This is a genomic window from Syntrophales bacterium (assembly GCA_035363115.1).
Lineage (GTDB): Bacteria > Desulfobacterota > Syntrophia > Syntrophales > PHBD01 > PHBD01.
In genome coordinates, this window is sequence record DAOSEM010000010.1 from 93,554 (window position 1) to 108,493 (window position 14,940).

Annotated in this window: 12 protein-coding genes and 1 tRNA gene; 8 read left to right on the plus strand and 5 right to left on the minus strand. The window is 60.7% G+C overall.

Annotated elements, in window-relative coordinates:
• Positions 1-12: 12 nt before the first annotated feature.
• Entirely contained in the window at positions 13-2,373 is a 2,361-nt protein-coding gene (gene lon / locus PLO63_15905) for an endopeptidase La (protein HOI75630.1), read from the minus strand.
• 74 nt (positions 2,374-2,447) lie between these two features.
• The gene (locus tag PLO63_15910; GenBank protein ID HOI75631.1) at positions 2,448-2,891 is read right to left on the minus strand and encodes an Hsp20/alpha crystallin family protein; all 444 of its coding nucleotides are present in this window, start codon (positions 2,889-2,891) and stop codon (positions 2,448-2,450) included.
• Between the two features lie 116 nt (positions 2,892-3,007).
• On the opposite strand from PLO63_15910, the gene PLO63_15915 reads away from it, so the two are divergent.
• The 4 genes from PLO63_15915 to polA all read left to right on the plus strand — a co-directional run bounded on the left by PLO63_15915 (position 3,008) and on the right by polA (position 7,155).
• Complete coding sequence (locus tag PLO63_15915; protein ID HOI75632.1) at positions 3,008-3,562, plus strand: NUDIX hydrolase; 555 nt, start codon at positions 3,008-3,010, stop codon at positions 3,560-3,562.
• Positions 3,563-3,715: 153 nt separating this feature from the next.
• Positions 3,716-4,078: a phosphomannose isomerase type II C-terminal cupin domain gene (locus tag PLO63_15920; GenBank protein HOI75633.1), complete on the plus strand. Its 363-nt coding sequence runs from the start codon at positions 3,716-3,718 to the stop codon at positions 4,076-4,078.
• 124 nt (positions 4,079-4,202) lie between these two features.
• Positions 4,203-4,448: a hypothetical protein gene (locus tag PLO63_15925; GenBank protein ID HOI75634.1), complete on the plus strand. Its 246-nt coding sequence runs from the start codon at positions 4,203-4,205 to the stop codon at positions 4,446-4,448.
• A 43-nt stretch (positions 4,449-4,491) separates the two neighbouring features.
• Positions 4,492-7,155, plus strand: a complete 2,664-nt coding sequence (polA, locus tag PLO63_15930) for a DNA polymerase I (GenBank protein HOI75635.1) — start codon at positions 4,492-4,494, stop codon at positions 7,153-7,155.
• A 156-nt stretch (positions 7,156-7,311) separates the two neighbouring features.
• Here the strand turns inward: polA and PLO63_15935 are convergent, their stop codons facing one another.
• A complete protein-coding gene (locus PLO63_15935) occupies positions 7,312-8,031 on the minus strand; it encodes a SagB/ThcOx family dehydrogenase (GenBank protein ID HOI75636.1) in 720 nt (239 codons plus the stop codon).
• Entirely contained in the window at positions 8,028-8,774 is a 747-nt protein-coding gene (locus PLO63_15940; GenBank protein ID HOI75637.1) for an amidohydrolase family protein, read from the minus strand. Before PLO63_15940 ends, PLO63_15935 begins: the two co-directional genes overlap by 4 nt.
• A 109-nt stretch (positions 8,775-8,883) precedes the next feature.
• Here PLO63_15940 and PLO63_15945 point away from each other — a divergent pair.
• A tRNA-Arg gene (locus PLO63_15945) sits at positions 8,884-8,960 on the plus strand.
• 744 nt (positions 8,961-9,704) lie between these two features.
• Here PLO63_15945 and PLO63_15950 read toward each other — a convergent pair.
• Positions 9,705-10,577 (minus strand): 3-keto-5-aminohexanoate cleavage protein, encoded by an 873-nt coding sequence (locus tag PLO63_15950; GenBank protein HOI75638.1) that lies wholly within the window; start codon positions 10,575-10,577, stop codon positions 9,705-9,707.
• A gap of 434 nt (positions 10,578-11,011) precedes the next feature.
• Between PLO63_15950 and PLO63_15955 the strand changes: the two genes are divergently transcribed.
• The 3 genes from PLO63_15955 (at position 11,012) to PLO63_15965 (ending at position 14,695) form a co-directional block, all read left to right on the plus strand.
• Positions 11,012-12,325, plus strand: a complete 1,314-nt coding sequence (locus PLO63_15955; protein ID HOI75639.1) for an alpha/beta hydrolase — start codon at positions 11,012-11,014, stop codon at positions 12,323-12,325.
• A gap of 149 nt (positions 12,326-12,474) precedes the next feature.
• Positions 12,475-12,894: a Tudor-knot domain-containing protein gene (locus PLO63_15960; GenBank protein HOI75640.1), complete on the plus strand. Its 420-nt coding sequence runs from the start codon at positions 12,475-12,477 to the stop codon at positions 12,892-12,894.
• A 298-nt stretch (positions 12,895-13,192) separates the two neighbouring features.
• Positions 13,193-14,695, plus strand: coding sequence for a caspase family protein (locus PLO63_15965; protein ID HOI75641.1), 1,503 nt, complete (start codon positions 13,193-13,195; stop codon positions 14,693-14,695).
• The last annotated feature ends 245 nt before the right edge of the window (positions 14,696-14,940 follow it).

Genomic DNA, 14,940 nt, shown 5'->3' on the forward strand with positions numbered 1-14,940 from the left:
CTCTTCTGTCTGCTATTTTTCCAGGGCGAGCCGGAGGACTTCCATCATGTCGTCGACGAAGTGGAAGACAATCTCCTTCCGGACTTTCACAGGCACATCCTCCAGGTCCTTCCGGTTCCAGCGCGGGAGCAGGATCGTCTTGACGCCCGCCCGGTGTGCCGCCAGGACCTTCTCCTTGATTCCGCCGACGGGGAGGACAAGGCCCCGGAGCGTGATCTCGCCCGTCATGGCCAGGTCCCTCTTCACCGGCCTGTTCGTCAAAAGCGACGTGAGGGCCGTCAGCATCGTCACGCCCGCCGACGGTCCGTCCTTGGGGATGGCGCCGGAAGGCACATGGATGTGTATATCCCGGTCCTCGAAAAAATCCTCGGGGATCCCCAGTTCGACGGCATTGGCCCGGATAAAGCTCAGGGCCGCCGAGGCCGATTCCTTCATGACGTCTCCCAGTTGGCCCGTCAGGGTGAGGCCCTTTTTCCCCTTCATGGAGGTGGCCTCGATGAACAGGAGGTCGCCCCCGGCGGGGGTCCAGGCCAGGCCCATGGCGACGCCGGGCTTGGAGACGCGGGCGTGCATCTCCGAGAAGATCCGGACGGGTCCCAGGTACCGGTGGAGATCCCCGGTGCGGATGGAGGCCTTCTGGATCTCTCCCTCGGCGATTCGGCTGGCCACGCCGCGGCAGATGTTGGCGATCTCCCTCTCCAGGTTCCGGACCCCCGCCTCCCGGGTGTACCCGCAGATGATGCGCCGGATGGTCCCTCGGGAAATCCGGATCTGATCGGGTGAAAGGCCGTTTTCCCGGATCTGGCGGGGGATCAGGTAGCGCAGGGCAATGTGGACCTTCTCCTCCTCCGTGTAGCCCGGCAGCTCGATGATCTCCAGCCGGTCCCGGAGGGCCGGCGGGATCGTCTCGAGGACATTGGCCGTGGTGATGAACATTACCTTCGAGAGGTCGAAGGGCACGTCCAGGTAGTGATCCGCGAACGTGTTGTTCTGGGCCGGGTCAAGCACCTCCAGGAGGGCCGAGGAGGGGTCGCCCCGGAAATCACTGCCCAGCTTGTCGATTTCGTCGAGCATGAAGACGGGGTTGTTCGACTCGGCCCGCCGGATGCCCTGGATGATGCGGCCCGGCAGGGCGCCGACGTAGGTCCGGCGATGCCCGCGGATCTCCGCCTCGTCCCGCACGCCGCCGAGGGACAGGCGGTAGAACTTCCGGCCCAGGGCGCGGGCGATGGACGTCCCCAGCGAGGTCTTGCCGGTGCCCGGAGGTCCGGCGAAGCAGAGGATGGGCCCCTTGGAGTCGGGCTTGAGCCTCCGGACCGCCAGGTACTCGAGGATGCGCTTTTTCGGCTTTTCCAGGCCGTAGTGGTCTTCGTCGAGGACCTTCCGGGCCTTCCGGATGTCCAGGTTGTCTTCTGTGCTCTCGTGCCAGGGCAGGGCCGTGATCCAGTCCAGGTACGTCGAGGAGACAGTGAACTCCGCCGAGGACGGGTGCATCCGGGACAGCCGGTCCAGTTCCCGGAGGGCTTCCTTCTTCGCCTCCTCCGGAAGGTTCTTTTCCTCGATCTTTGCCCGGTACTCCTCGATCTCGACCTTGGACTCCTCACCTTCGCCCAGCTCCTTGCGGATGGCCGCCAACTGCTGGCGCAGGTAGTATTCCCTCTGGCTCTTGTCGATGTCGTTCTTGACCTGAGACTGGATCTTGCTGCCCAGCTCCAGGATCTCCACCTGGTGGTTCACCAGCCGGGTCACTTCCTGGAGCCGCTCCTTGACGTCGAGGGCCTCCAGGATCTTCTGCTTCTCCTCCATGGTGACGTTGATGACCGAGGCGATGATGTCCGCCAGGATGCCCGGCTCGCTGATGTTCTTCGCCATGGCCCCGAATTCCTGGGGTAGAAAGGGAGACAGCTTGACGATGCGGTCGAAGAGGCTGACGAGGTTGGCCATCAGGGCCTCCACCTCGAGGTCCATTCCTCCCCGGTCCTCCAGGGTCTCCACCCGGGCGCGGATGTAGGGCTTCCCCTCGATGAACTCGATCACCCGGAAACGGCTGATTCCCTGGACGAGGAGCTGGGCCTTGTTATCGCCGATCTTGGCCATCTTGAGAATGACGGCGCTGGTTCCAATGTCGTGGAAGTGGCTGCGTTCGAGCTTTGCTTCCTGGGGAGGGGTTTTCGCCAGGAGCAGGCCCATGACGCGGTCCGTGGACATGGCCTCGTCGACGAGCTGGATTGCCTGCTCTCCCGAAACCTCCATCGGAAACATCATCCGGGGATACACGGCCACGTTGAAAAGCGGCATGATGGGAATGACGCCGGGCACCTGAACGGCACCGGCCTCAACTTTTATTTCCTCGGGAGCTTTCAATTCCTCCATGATTACCTCCATTCGGGTCGTTCCAAACGCCCCCTTAGAGTAAGCATGAAAGGGCAGAGATCAAGGGATGGATTTCAAGCCTGGTTCTTGATGCGCACGCGATGGACCCGATCCAGCGGCCTTTTGAGCATCCGGATGACCAGGAGGCCGTTGGAAAAGGTGGCGTGGACATGGTCCGCATCCACCGGGGCCGGAAGGGAAAGCCGGCGTTCGAAGGGACCGAAGGGGATTTCCGCGAGCCGGAAGCGGGCGCTGCCTTCCATGGAAGGTTCGGAGCGCCGCCCCGAGACGGTTACGGTATCCGAGGAGACCTCCAGTTGCAGGTCTTCCCGGCGGACGCCGGCGATTTCCACCAGGAGTACGATTTCACCGACAGTTTCATACATGTCCATGTGGGGTTGCCAGACGCGGAGCCCCTCTTCCCGCTCGGACTGAAAAAAATGCAGGGAATCTTTCGGGATGTGGGCCGCCATGACCTGGCGAGACTCTTTTCCGAAGCGGATTCTGATGTAGGGCATGCAGCTTCCTCCCGTTGGCAGGCCTGAGGAATGCTTCAGGCGACAGCATGAATATAATGGCCCGCGGGATAAAATCAACCGTTGTTTTTCCGGTTCTCCTGGAGTAGGAAGGCCCCATGATGCCGAAAGCATGGGATGTCCTCTCTACCCGCTACGACCGTACCTTCCGGGTCTTCCGCCTGCGGACCGACCGGGCCCGCTCTCCCCGGACGGGCAAGGATCACGAGTTCTTCATCCTTGAATCCCCGACCTGGGTGAACGTCATTCCGCTTACACCGAAAGAAGAGGTGGTCCTGGTCCGCCAATACCGCCACGGCACCCGGGAGGTGACCCTGGAGATCCCCGGCGGCGTTATGGAAGAGGGCGACACGCCGGAAGGGGCGGCCCGGAGGGAACTCCGGGAGGAGACGGGATGGCGGGAGGAGCGGATGACCTCCCTGGGCTATGTCCTTCCCAACCCGGCCATTCAGAACAACCGCTGCTACACCTTCCTGGCGGCGAATGTGGTCCCGGCGGGCGTGCAGGAGCAGGACGACAAGGAGGACATCGAGGTCGTTCTGCGACCGCTGGCGGACATTCCCGGCATGATCCGGGACGGCGAGATCCGGCACTCCCTCGTGATCGCCGCCTTTTACCGGTACTTCATGGAGTTCCGGAAGGGAGGCGCCTGAAAGCGGCGTCCCGGGCGGCTGCAGCGAGGCGCACGGCAGGCGGCCAAGCCGCTGCCGCTTCCCCCGGCCCATGACCTTTCCGGGCACGTCTTTCTTCACCTTGAAAGGGATGCGTTTTTCCGATACGCTCAGAATCAAGGGCACAGGAGAATAATGATCGTGAGCAGCGAGACGGACAGCCATCGCCCCTGGGGTTTCTTCGAGGTCCTCTACGACGGCAGCGAGGCCAAGGTGAAGCGGATTCTCGTCCGTCCGGGCGGTCGTCTGAGCCTCCAGCGGCACCGACGGCGGGCCGAGCACTGGTTTGTCGTGCAGGGGGAAGGGGCGGTGACCCTGGATGACCGCGAGATCCCCGTGAAGGCGGGGGCGGCTTTGGATATTCCCCGGGGAGCCCTCCACCGGATTCACAACACCGGCAGCGGCGACCTCGTCTATGTAGAGGTACAGACTGGAGACTATTTCGGCGAGGATGACATCGAACGCCTGGCTGATGATTACGGGCGGGGAACGGGATAATCCCGCCTGTTTCACGTGAAACGAACGGTTTGGAACGTTGAATCCGTGGGGCTTTGATTGTCCCCGAAGGAGCCGCCGTCCGTGGCGGCGAATGATGTTTCAGGGACCGTCGGGAGGCATATACATGACGATGCAGCAACGGTTATTCGATCAGGGACGGTTTCGGAATGCCTGCGAGGAGATCTGCCGGACCTTCGGCGTGCGCCCGGAGCTCTTCCTGGCGGTCCTCCTGGCCTGTGCGGTCCGCGGCAAGACGGACTGGAACCGGGAGTCGGTGCTGGAGGTCATCGCCCGGCTCCGGGAAGGCCAGTCTCCCGGGATCGTCGTTGAGGAATTCACCATCGAGCATTTTGGAGGATCGGCCAATTGAGGCCGATCGGGACGATCCAGGATTCCTCCCTCCGGGGCCGGCCATGACGAACGGGGAAACGAAATCCACCCTCTACCTGGTGGACGGAAGCAACTACCTGTTCCGGGCCTTCTACGCCATCCGCGACCTCTCCAACTCCAAGGGGTTTCCCACCAACGCGCTGTACGGCTTCACGAACATGCTCCTGAAGCTCATCCGGGAGAATGATGTGAACTACATCGCCGTGGCTTTCGACGTCAAAGGCCCCACCTTCCGGCACAAGGCCTATGACGGCTACAAGGCCACCCGCCGCGCCGTTCCGGAGTCGCTTCTGCCGCAGATTCCCTTTGTGAAGGAGATCGTGCGCGGGTTTTCCATCCCCGTCCTGGAGCAGGAGGGAATCGAGGCGGACGACATCCTGGGCACCCTGGCGCGGCGCTATGCGTCGCCGGGCATGAATGTCGTCCTGGTCTCCGGCGACAAGGACCTGATGCAGCTCGTGACGGACAACGTGACCCTCGTGGATACGATGAACGACAAAACCTACGACCGCAAGGCCGTCCGGGAGCGCTTCGGCGTGGAACCGGAGCAGGTTCCGGAGATCCTGGGCCTGATGGGGGACGCCTCGGACAACATCCCGGGGGTGCCCGGCATCGGCCAGAAGGGCGCCCAGCGGCTCATCGAGGAGTTTGGATCCGTCGAGGGGGTTCTCGGGAACCTGCAAAAGGTGCACAACGCCCGGGCGAAGGCCGCCCTGGTGGAGCATGCCGACCAGGCCCGCCTGAGCCGCGACCTGGCGGTCATCCGCACCGACGCCGACGTGCCCTTCGACCTGGAGGCCGCCCGCTGGACCGGACCCAATGCCGGGATCCTCAAGGACCTGTTCCGGGAGTTCGAGTTCTCGTCGCTTCTCCAGCAGCTGAAATTCCAGGAGCAGTCGGTGGAGGGGGAGTACCGGCTTGTCTGGACGGAAGAGGAGATGAAGGCCCTTGTGGACCGCCTGTCGCGGGCGAACTCCTTCACCGTCGGTGCGCTCGTGGACGGCGACGATCCCATGAAGGCGGACCTGGTGGGGGTCACGATCTCCGCCGCGCCCGGGGACGTGCGCTACCTGCCCCTGTCATCGGACGGGGGAACCGAAAAGGTCCTCGCCATCCTGGCACCTCTCCTGGCGGACGGGAAGAAGGCCAAGAACGGACACGACCTGAAGGAGACGATGATCCTGCTGGCCAACCGCGGAGTCCGGATGACGGGCCTCGGCTGCGACACGATGATCGCCTCTTACCTCCTGAATCCGGCGCGGCCGTCCGCCGACCTGCCGGAGGTCGTCACGGAGCACCTGGGCCGCCATGTCCCGGCCGCCCGGGAAGTGGTGGGCAGCGGCGCCAAGGCCGTTCCCTTCCGCTATCTGCCCGAGGATGCCCGCCTGTCCTACGCCTGCCGGCGGACCGATGGCGTTGCGAGCCTGGTTCCGGTCCTTCTCGAAAAGATCCGGGAGGGCGGCCTCGGCGATCTCTTCCACCAGGTGGAGATGCCCCTGGTGGAGGTCCTGGCGGCGATCGAGCGGAAGGGGGTCCTCGTTGACGTGGAGCTTCTGAAGGAGATCTCCCGGGAGATGGGCGGACTCCTGGCGACTTCGGAGGAACGGATTCACAACCTGGCCGGGGAGCGGTTCAACATCAATTCGCCGAAGCAGCTCCAGCAGATCCTCTTCGAGAAGCTGAAGCTTCCCAGGGGCCGCAAGACGAAGGAGGGATACTCGACCGACGTCGACGTCCTGACGTACCTGGCGGCCCAGCACGAACTGCCGGCAATGATCCTTTCGCACCGGAGCCTGGCGAAGCTCAAGTCGACCTACGTGGATGCCCTGCCCCTGCTCGTGAACCCGAAAACGGGGCGCATCCACACGTCCTTCAATCAGACCGTCACCGCCACGGGGCGCCTCTCCAGCAGCAACCCGAACCTTCAGAACATCCCCATCCGCACCCCCGAGGGAAGGCGCATCCGGCAGGCCTTCAAGGCGCCGGAGGGAATGGAGATCGTCTCCGCGGACTATTCCCAGATCGAGCTTCGGGTTATGGCCCACCTCTCCGGGGATCCGGCCCTGGTGGAGGCCTTCGCCTCGGAGGAGGACATCCACACCCGCACCGCCTCGGACGTCTTCGGCGTCTTCCCGGGCATGGTGACGCCGGACATGCGCCGCCAGGCCAAGGTGATCAACTTCGGCGTCCTCTATGGCATGAGCGCCTTCGGCCTGGCCAAGGAGCTCGGGATCACCCAGAAGCAGGCCCAGGCGTACATCGACGGCTATTTTCAGCGCTACCGGGGGGTCCGGACGTTCCTGGACGGCATTCTCGAAGAGGCCCGCCGGCAGGGATACGTGACGACCCTCCTCAACCGCCGCCGCTACCTCCCGGAGATCAACAGCTCCAACGTGGCGGTCCGCCAGTTCGCCGAGCGGACGGCCATCAACACGCCCATCCAGGGAAGCGCCGCCGACCTCATCAAGGTGGCCATGGTGAACATCCACCGCCTCCTGGAGGGAAAGAAGCTCCGGTCCGCCATGATCCTCCAGGTTCACGACGAGCTGGTCCTGGAGGTGCCCTCGGAGGAGAAGGAGGAGGTCATGGCCCTGATGAAGCAGGAGATGGAGGAGGTCATCTCGCTCCAGGTTCCCCTGAAGGTCGATATCGGCTCCGGCCGGAACTGGGACGAGGCCCACACATAGGCGCCGGGCATTCCTGGCCGCATCGGACACTCGGAAGGAAATCCCACCAGACAACGAAATGGGAAATGAACGGGAACCGGCCACCCGCGGGAGCGGGTTGAGTCGGAAGATCCTGCCCTGCGCCTGCCCCCGGCGACCCAACCGGAGGCGAGCCCGTTACCGGAGATGCCCGACGGGGACGAGATAGAGCGGTTCCTGCCCTGCCGGCAGACCGAGGACCTGCCGGACCTTGTCGTCATGGAACGCCCCGATCGGCACCGAGCCCAGGCCCAGCGAAACAGCCTGGAGCATCAGGTTCTGAGCCGCGTGACCCGCCTCGATCTTGACATAGCGCTCGCTTCGGACTCCATACTTCCCGGCCGTGCGCTCCTGGACCCCCGCGACGACGAAGACCGCGGCGGCCTCCCGGACGGAGCCCTGGCCGAGGGCCGCTCCACCCAGGGGACTTCGGAGATCCCCGGCGGATATCCGCTCCAGTTCATGGCTCCGGGAGCGGTAACGGAACAGCCCCTCGGGGAGAACCACGTACAGCTCCAGGGGATAGAGGGCTCCCGCCGACGGTGCCGTTCGGGCGCCCCAGGAGCGCGTTGTTCCCTGGGCAGCCCACAGGAGCTGTGAAACCTGGGCGGCTGTCAACGGCCGTGCCGAAAAGTCCCGAACGGAGGACCTCTTCTGCAGGGCCTCCTCCACCGAAACGGTGCCGCGAACGGCCGGCTTGGACAGTTGGACGGTTCCTTCCCCCGGGAAAATCTTCATGATTTTCACCCCCCTGGCGGCTTCGGCGGGAATCGCCTGCGACAGGCCCGCAAGCAGGACAACCACGGCCATGGCGATGCGCCGCAGGATGCTTTTTTGTCCTGCACGATTCTTCCTCATGCCCCGGCCCTCATCAGCCGCAGGATGTTCTTCGAGACGATCTTTTCGAAGTCTTCCGCCGGAAGGCCCAGCCGTTCGACTTTCTGGAGTTCCTGGTACGGTGTCCCGAAGGGGAAATCGCTTCCGAAGAGGAGCCGGTCAGGCCCGTAGCTGTCCAGGAAGGCCGTGATCTCGTGCCGGGATGCCAGGGCGGTGTCTGCGTACACCGTTGCATCTTCCCATATTCCCTCCCGGAAGAGGGACGTGAATCCCCCGTTGAGCATGCCCATGTGGGGGATGATGACGACGGTCCGCCCGGCCACCCGGTTCAGGAAATACAGCGAATTTTCGAAAGACTCCTCCAGGACGACGGGCAGCTCCAGGCGGAAGACCTCCTGCAGGAACTCGCCGCAGCGCGGGTCGCCGTAGCGATAGACCGGCTCGTATTCGTGGCGGTGCCACTTGACCCCCCGGTAACCCTTCGCCAGTTCCTCCCGGCGGAAGTCGTTCCAGACGAAGTAGTAGGCAAAGAAGTCCTCGTGCTGCTCCTGGATGTCCAGCAGATAGCGGTTCGCCCGCTGACGGCAGTCGACCCAGGCCTGGCTGTCCTCGAAGTGGTAGTCGTAGCGGTCGTACACGTCCTCCACCGGGGCAAAAACGCAGGCCCCGGCGATGTCCCCGTCGTCCAGCTCGCTCCGGATGAGAGAGTAGGGCTGCCGGACGTTCTGAACGCCGCAGTGCATGTGGGAATCGATGATTTTCACGGGGGATTCCTCCTGAGCGGGAGCTTCGATTTATTTTTGCCTCCACGGGAGGAATATGCTATAGGCACCTCCTCTTTCGGTCAACCGCTATTCACACGGCCCGCACCGTGCGCCCATAGCTCAGCTGGATAGAGCGTCGGACTACGAATCCGAAGGCCCTTGGTTCGAATCCAAGTGGGCGTACCAGTTACATCAGGGGGTTGCAGATGGAAAGCTGCGACCCCTTTTCTTTCCTGCGTTTTTCTGTCCCCATCCTCTTCCCACTTCAAGGGTCATGGCGAGCGAGTCATTGCTCTGATGCAAAAAAATTAGAAAAAATGAAGCCACGAAAAGACAGATAAAAACTTTCGAAATACTTGAAGAAAAATCGAAGAGTGTATTAAAGAAACCTCAGGAAGATTCGAACACAATCATATTGTCCTCTGAACTACTTTGTGGAGAAAAGATTCGCAGGAACAGAATTTAAATAACTCTTTACTGACGAACAGGCTCTAATTATAAAAAATATATCTAAAGGTATATTGACTATTGGGACATTATAGGCAAAATGCCTTCAGGTCTGTTCCGGGTGTTCTTCTTATTCCCAATATGCGTTTTCAAACACCGGAGCGAGATTTAGAGAGCCCGGCCATGAAGGGAACATGGCTGGGCGCTCGTTTTTCTACAGCTTCGTTTGCGCATAAACTTTCTGTTGATCCTTCTCTCTTATTTGACACCAAGCAGATACTCCGAACCCGTCCCTTGTTACATTGCCGCTGTCAATAGTATTCAGACAATAGCATTTGCTTAAGCAATGTTATTTATAATATTGACGAGCGATGTGTGCGCACTGTTTTATTAAGGAATCATTACAGTTGGTTTTATTGTAATCGCGATCCATCATCCGGTATTGTAAAAAAGCCTTTGCTGCTCCATCTGCAAGAGCCACTCTTATTCCCGCGGTTTCAGCCCCAGGATCCGCCGGGCCTCGTCCGGAGTGGCGACTTCGCGGTCCAGGGACTGCGCGATCTTTTTCGCCCAGGTCACCTGCTCCCAGCTCCCCTTGGCCAACGCGCCGCCCGGCACCCGCACGCTGTCCTCGAGACCGACCCGCATATGGCCGCCATCCAGGCACGAGAGGCTGATGGCCGGGAACTGGAGGTTTCCCACCCCGCACGCACTCCAGGTGTGCCCCTCGGGCAGCAGGCTCTTCAAGTGGCAGTACCCCAGCGGAGAGAACTGCATTCCGCCTGTGACTCCAAATACGAACTGCCAGTGCATGGGCTCGATAAACACGTCGCCCTGTTTGCGCAGGAGAAGAGCGTTGTATATCCCGCCCGGATCGTAGGCCTCCAATTCCGGCTTCACCCCTGCCGCGATCATTCGTCGGGCAAAATCCTCAATGGTCTTGAAGGTGTTTTCGAAGATGAACTCAAACATGAATTTGCCGGTCTTGCGGTCGGCGAAACCGAAATTCATGGTATTGGTGTTCAACGATGCCATCTCGGGCTTCAACACCTCGATCGGAGCGATGCGCTGCTCGGCGGTCAGTCCGACAGAAATGGCCGATGACATGTTGATGATGATTTCCGGTACGCGAGCGCGGATGGCCTCGATGGTGGGGCGGATCATGTCGATATCCGCAGTGGGCATGCCGTTTTCCGGGTTCTTGGCGTGGATGTGAACGATGGAGCAGCCTTCCTGCCAGCAGCGCCAGGACTCCTCCGCAAACTCCTCCGGTGTGTAGGGGGTCGACGGGTTGTTGGCCTTGCTCGTAGGCCCGCCTGCCAGTGCCGCCGTGATAATGACCTTGTTCCGTGCCATGGTATTCACCTTCCTTTCTTCAAATAAAAAACCCCGCTCTCTTCCGAAGTACGGGGTTTTGCATGGCTCCTCCCATAGATCCCCCTGACAGGGTTGGATGGGTCTGAGATCGGTTAACGTCGGTCGAACATATTTCCAGGTACCATAATTCCCAATCGTAATCCACACTGCAAATGGTGCATGAGCGGTCAAGACTTTCCGCGAGAAACAGGGCCGGTCAGGCTGATCAGGTGGACGCTTTTCTGAATTTCATCACTGCTCTGCCCCGATTCTCACTCAGGACGACGGCATCCCTGCTCAAGAAACCACATTCCTGACAACCTGAATCTGATACAAGGTTTCTGTGTAAGTCAGCCGGCGGGAGGTTCGTCCCGGCCGCACCGGATCTGAAGACAAGATTGGGAAATCCGGCAGCAGAAGGAAGGAGATCGGATATGAAGAAAAGGACCTGGTGGAAGATGGGGCTCGTTTTCATGGTGCCGGCATTCCTGGCTTTTTCCGGCGGTACCGGTGTCGGCCTGGCCGCACAGGAGAACAAGGCGGTGCAGGCGGGAGGACAGAAGAAGGCCTTCGACGCCCACGACACCGGTGTCCGCTTCCATTTCAATGACACGGACATGGATTTCCATTTCGGCACCATTGTTCTCGGTTCCACCGTGAACCACGGGGCTGAAATCGGCGAGGCCTTCTATGCGGCCTCTCGAATCAAGGACGGGGACGCGGCAAGCTGGCATGAGGAATGGCTCCAGCTGGCGCGCCGTGTCGAGGCACGGGGTGAGGCATCCCTGACCGCGGGCCACAGGGTGAGCGCCCGAGACCAGTTCCATCGTGCCGCATACTATTACCGAATTTCCCTCATCTCCATGCTGCCGACGGATCCGCACTTCAAGGAGCGGGCGCGGAAGAGCAGGAGCCTGGTGAAAAAAGCGGGAGCACTCTTTGACCCGCCGCTGGAGTATTTCGAGATTCCCTACGAGGGAACGGTGCTGCCGGGGTATTTCCGTAAGGCCGCCGCGGGCATGAAGCCGGAAAAGACCCTGATCATGGTCGGCGGCGGCGAGACCTTTGCAGAGGACCTCTATTTCTATATCGCCTCCCAGGCCCATGAGCGCGGCTGGAACTTCATGACCGTCGATCTGCCGGGGCAGGGGCTCCTTCCCCTGGAGGGGAAAGTCTTCCGGCCGGATATGTATGTGCCCATGAAGGCCGTAGTCGACTATGCCCTCAGCCGCCCCGACGTGGACCCCAAACGGCTGGCCGCTTACGGGTATAGCGGTGGCGGCGGGTTCGTGCCCCAGGCCGCCATGCACGATCCCCGGATCCGGGCCGTTGCCATGAATTCCGCCGTGGTGGACGCCTACCCGCTCTTCTCGACGATGCCGGTCGTTCTCGCCGATCAGAAGGAGATCGATTCCTGGACCACTTTCCATGGAAACATCGTCAAAGTCATCAACTGGCGCTGGGGTGTGCCGATGGACAAGCCGTCGGCGCTTGCCGCGGCCAACAGGGGCTTCACCTTCGATCCCGCCCGGGTGACCGTTTCGGCCCTGATCATCGTCGGGGAAGGCGAGTACAAGAGCGCGGAGGTACAGCGGCAGCAGAAGATCTGCATGGACAGCTTCCCGAATCCGTTGAAGGCAATGGTCATCACGCCGTCCGACGAGGGCGCGACGAACCACTGCATCATGGAGAACCGCAGCATTGTGGGACTGGTACTCTTCGACTGGCTGGACGAAATATTCAGGTAATAGGAGCGGCGGGGTAGAAGACTACTTGGGACCGCTTTGAAAAACGAAATATGGCTTGATCGGGAGTTTCAAATCTGTTTTTTTAGCTGAAAAGATTTAGGAGTTGGTGTTGCTGCATAAATTCAATTTCTTGAAACGAGGAGGATCTCATGAAGAAGAAAACCGTCGGTCTTATTGCATGTTGTCTGTTTCTTTCCTTTTTGTTTGTTTCGTTGGCCGCGGCGGAATGTCAGCCCGGCGACAAGGCCCAGGTCCTGTGGAAGGGCAAATGGTATCCCGCAATGGTGAAAGAAGCCAAGGGCACACAGTGCTTTGTCCATTACGACGGCTACAGCAGCTCATGGGATGAGTGGGTCGGTCCCGACCGGATCAAGCTTGCAGGGCAGGCGGCCCCGGCAGCCCCGGCAGCGGATTTCAATGAAGGAGATGCTGTTCGTGTGCTGTGGAAGGGCAAGTGGTATGACGCGCATGTTCTGAAAACAAAAGGTAAACAGTATCTCATCCACTATGACGGCTACAATAACTCCTGGGATGAATGGGTGGGACCGAAAAGGATCAAAGCAAAGTAGTTTCCATCGGAAGGCTCCGGGTGTTGAACCTTCCGGTTTCCAGATCGGATCGGTCAGCCTTTCCGGAAGCAGACGAAATGGTGTCTTATTGCAATCCGTGGCCACCGCGGGGAGATGGTGGCAACGGATTGCAATAACTGTTTATGAGCCTATTATCATTTAAGTTTTTTTTCCGATGAACGGCCGCCGGCGAAAAACCGGGCGGAAATCCCGATCCGTGTGTGGTATAGGGAAACAAACGTCAGGTTGTCTATTCCCGATCCATAAACCGGTCATGAGTCACAAGAGATTTGCCGTCATGGAACCCATCCGCCGACTCATACTGCTGTTTCTGGCCCTTCTTCTCTTTGCTCCCCAGGCGTCTTCCGCCGCGCAGACGCAGCGTGTCGCCTTGGTGATCGGCAACAGCGCCTACCAAACCGGTCCTCTCACCAATCCGGTGCATGACGCGTCCGACCTGGCGGCGACGCTTCAGAGACTCGGGTTCACGGTCATTCTCAAGAAGAACGCCAGCCTTCAGGAAATGGACGAGTCGCTTCGCGACTTCGGCGACCGCCTGCGGCGCGGCGGTGTGGGGCTTTTCTACTATGCCGGACACGGGATCCAGATCGCCGGCCGGAACTACCTCATCCCCGTCGGGGCGCGCATCAATCGCGAGACGGATGTGAAGTACCAGGCGCTGGACACCGAAATGGTCCTGGACGAAATGGCCAATGCGGCCAACGATCTCAACATCGTCATCCTGGATGCCTGCCGGGACAATCCGTTCGCCCGGAGTTTCCGGTCCGCATCCCGCGGACTCGCCATCATCTCCTCCGCGCCGAAGGGGACCTTCATCAGCTACTCCACGAGCCCGGGAAAGGTCGCCGTCGACGGATCCGGGCGCAACAGCCCTTTTACGGGATCCCTGATCAAGCACATGACGTCGCCGGACGTGCCCATTGAGGAGGTTTTCAAGCGGGTCCGCCAGGATCTGGTACGCCGGACCAAAGGTCAGCAGATTCCCTGGGAACTTTCCTCCCTGGAAGGAAGTTTTTCCTTCAAGCCGCAGAAAGGCGCGGTCCCGGCGGCGAAGGCCCCGGATGATCTCGCAGAGGAGCGGCGAATCCTGGCCGAAGAGAGGGAACGGATTCAGAGGGAAAAAGAGATCCTGGAACAGAAGAGGGCCCTGGAGGAGGAGAGGAAGAAACTCGAGGAACAGCGGAAAAGTCTGGAGCAGAGCAAGCTGACGGTGCCGAAAGAGCCGGCGGGCTACGGCAGTGTTCTTTTTTATGACGACTTCTCATCGCCGAAAAACGGCTGGCCGGTGTACGTGAACGGCCCCTTCTACGACGCCGTGTTCCAGGACAACCGCTATGTCATGGAGACGAAGAACGAGCGGAAGTCCCTCGAAATGCTCCCTCTGCCGCCCGGGGCGACGGGGGACTATGACGTCGAGCTCGTCTCGGTGTGGCTGAGAGGCATCAACAACAACGCCTACGGCCTGATGCTGGGTCAGGACCGCCTGAATGTGTATACGTTCGGAGTTTCGGCGAACGGGCAATCCGTGATCTGGGTCAACGTGAACGATATCCCGGTGGACGATGCCATGCCGTGGAGGCCGAACACGGCGCCGATCAGCGACGGCCGATATGTCCGGAATGTCCAGAGAGTCGAGGTTCGAGGGGAGACCCTGAGCTATTATGTCAACAACAGCCTGATCTCCCGGATCCGAAGCCAGTTTTCCCTGAAGTCGTTCGGTGTCTGCGTAGCCGGGCAGCAGGCGGTCGCCTTCCTCCAGGTCAAGATTACCAGGCGATGAACCGGAGGACGTTCGCGGATCCTGCCGAATCTGTGATCCCAGCGTCTTTTCCTGTCCCTGAGCTGTCCCGGATCTTCTTCCGGGAGGCCGTGGGCGATTCGTTCCATTCCGGCAATCCCCTTGCCATCCCGAGCGGATTTCTCCGATCGTCTGGTCGGAATAAAGGCCGGCTTGACTTGCAGCGGCAACGGACCTACAGTTCTTCCCGATGAAGGAAATCGTTCGTCAAATATGAGATAACGGAG

What these genes read in the sequence shown, in the direction of transcription:
- PLO63_15965 (HOI75641.1), top strand. Translation starts at nt 13,193, where the DNA reads ATGGAACCCATCCGCCGACTCATACTGCTGTTTCTGGCCCTTCTTCTC.
- PLO63_15915 (HOI75632.1), top strand. Translation starts at nt 3,008, where the DNA reads ATGATGCCGAAAGCATGGGATGTCCTCTCTACCCGCTACGACCGTACC.
- polA (HOI75635.1), top strand. Translation starts at nt 4,492, where the DNA reads ATGACGAACGGGGAAACGAAATCCACCCTCTACCTGGTGGACGGAAGC.
- PLO63_15920 (HOI75633.1), top strand. Translation starts at nt 3,716, where the DNA reads ATGATCGTGAGCAGCGAGACGGACAGCCATCGCCCCTGGGGTTTCTTC.
- PLO63_15960 (HOI75640.1), top strand. Translation starts at nt 12,475, where the DNA reads ATGAAGAAGAAAACCGTCGGTCTTATTGCATGTTGTCTGTTTCTTTCC.
- PLO63_15955 (HOI75639.1), top strand. Translation starts at nt 11,012, where the DNA reads ATGAAGAAAAGGACCTGGTGGAAGATGGGGCTCGTTTTCATGGTGCCG.
- PLO63_15935 (HOI75636.1), bottom strand. Translation starts at nt 8,031, where the DNA reads ATGAGGAAGAATCGTGCAGGACAAAAAAGCATCCTGCGGCGCATCGCC.
- lon (HOI75630.1), bottom strand. Translation starts at nt 2,373, where the DNA reads ATGGAGGAATTGAAAGCTCCCGAGGAAATAAAAGTTGAGGCCGGTGCC.
- PLO63_15925 (HOI75634.1), top strand. Translation starts at nt 4,203, where the DNA reads ATGACGATGCAGCAACGGTTATTCGATCAGGGACGGTTTCGGAATGCC.
- PLO63_15950 (HOI75638.1), bottom strand. Translation starts at nt 10,577, where the DNA reads ATGGCACGGAACAAGGTCATTATCACGGCGGCACTGGCAGGCGGGCCT.
- PLO63_15910 (HOI75631.1), bottom strand. Translation starts at nt 2,891, where the DNA reads ATGCCCTACATCAGAATCCGCTTCGGAAAAGAGTCTCGCCAGGTCATG.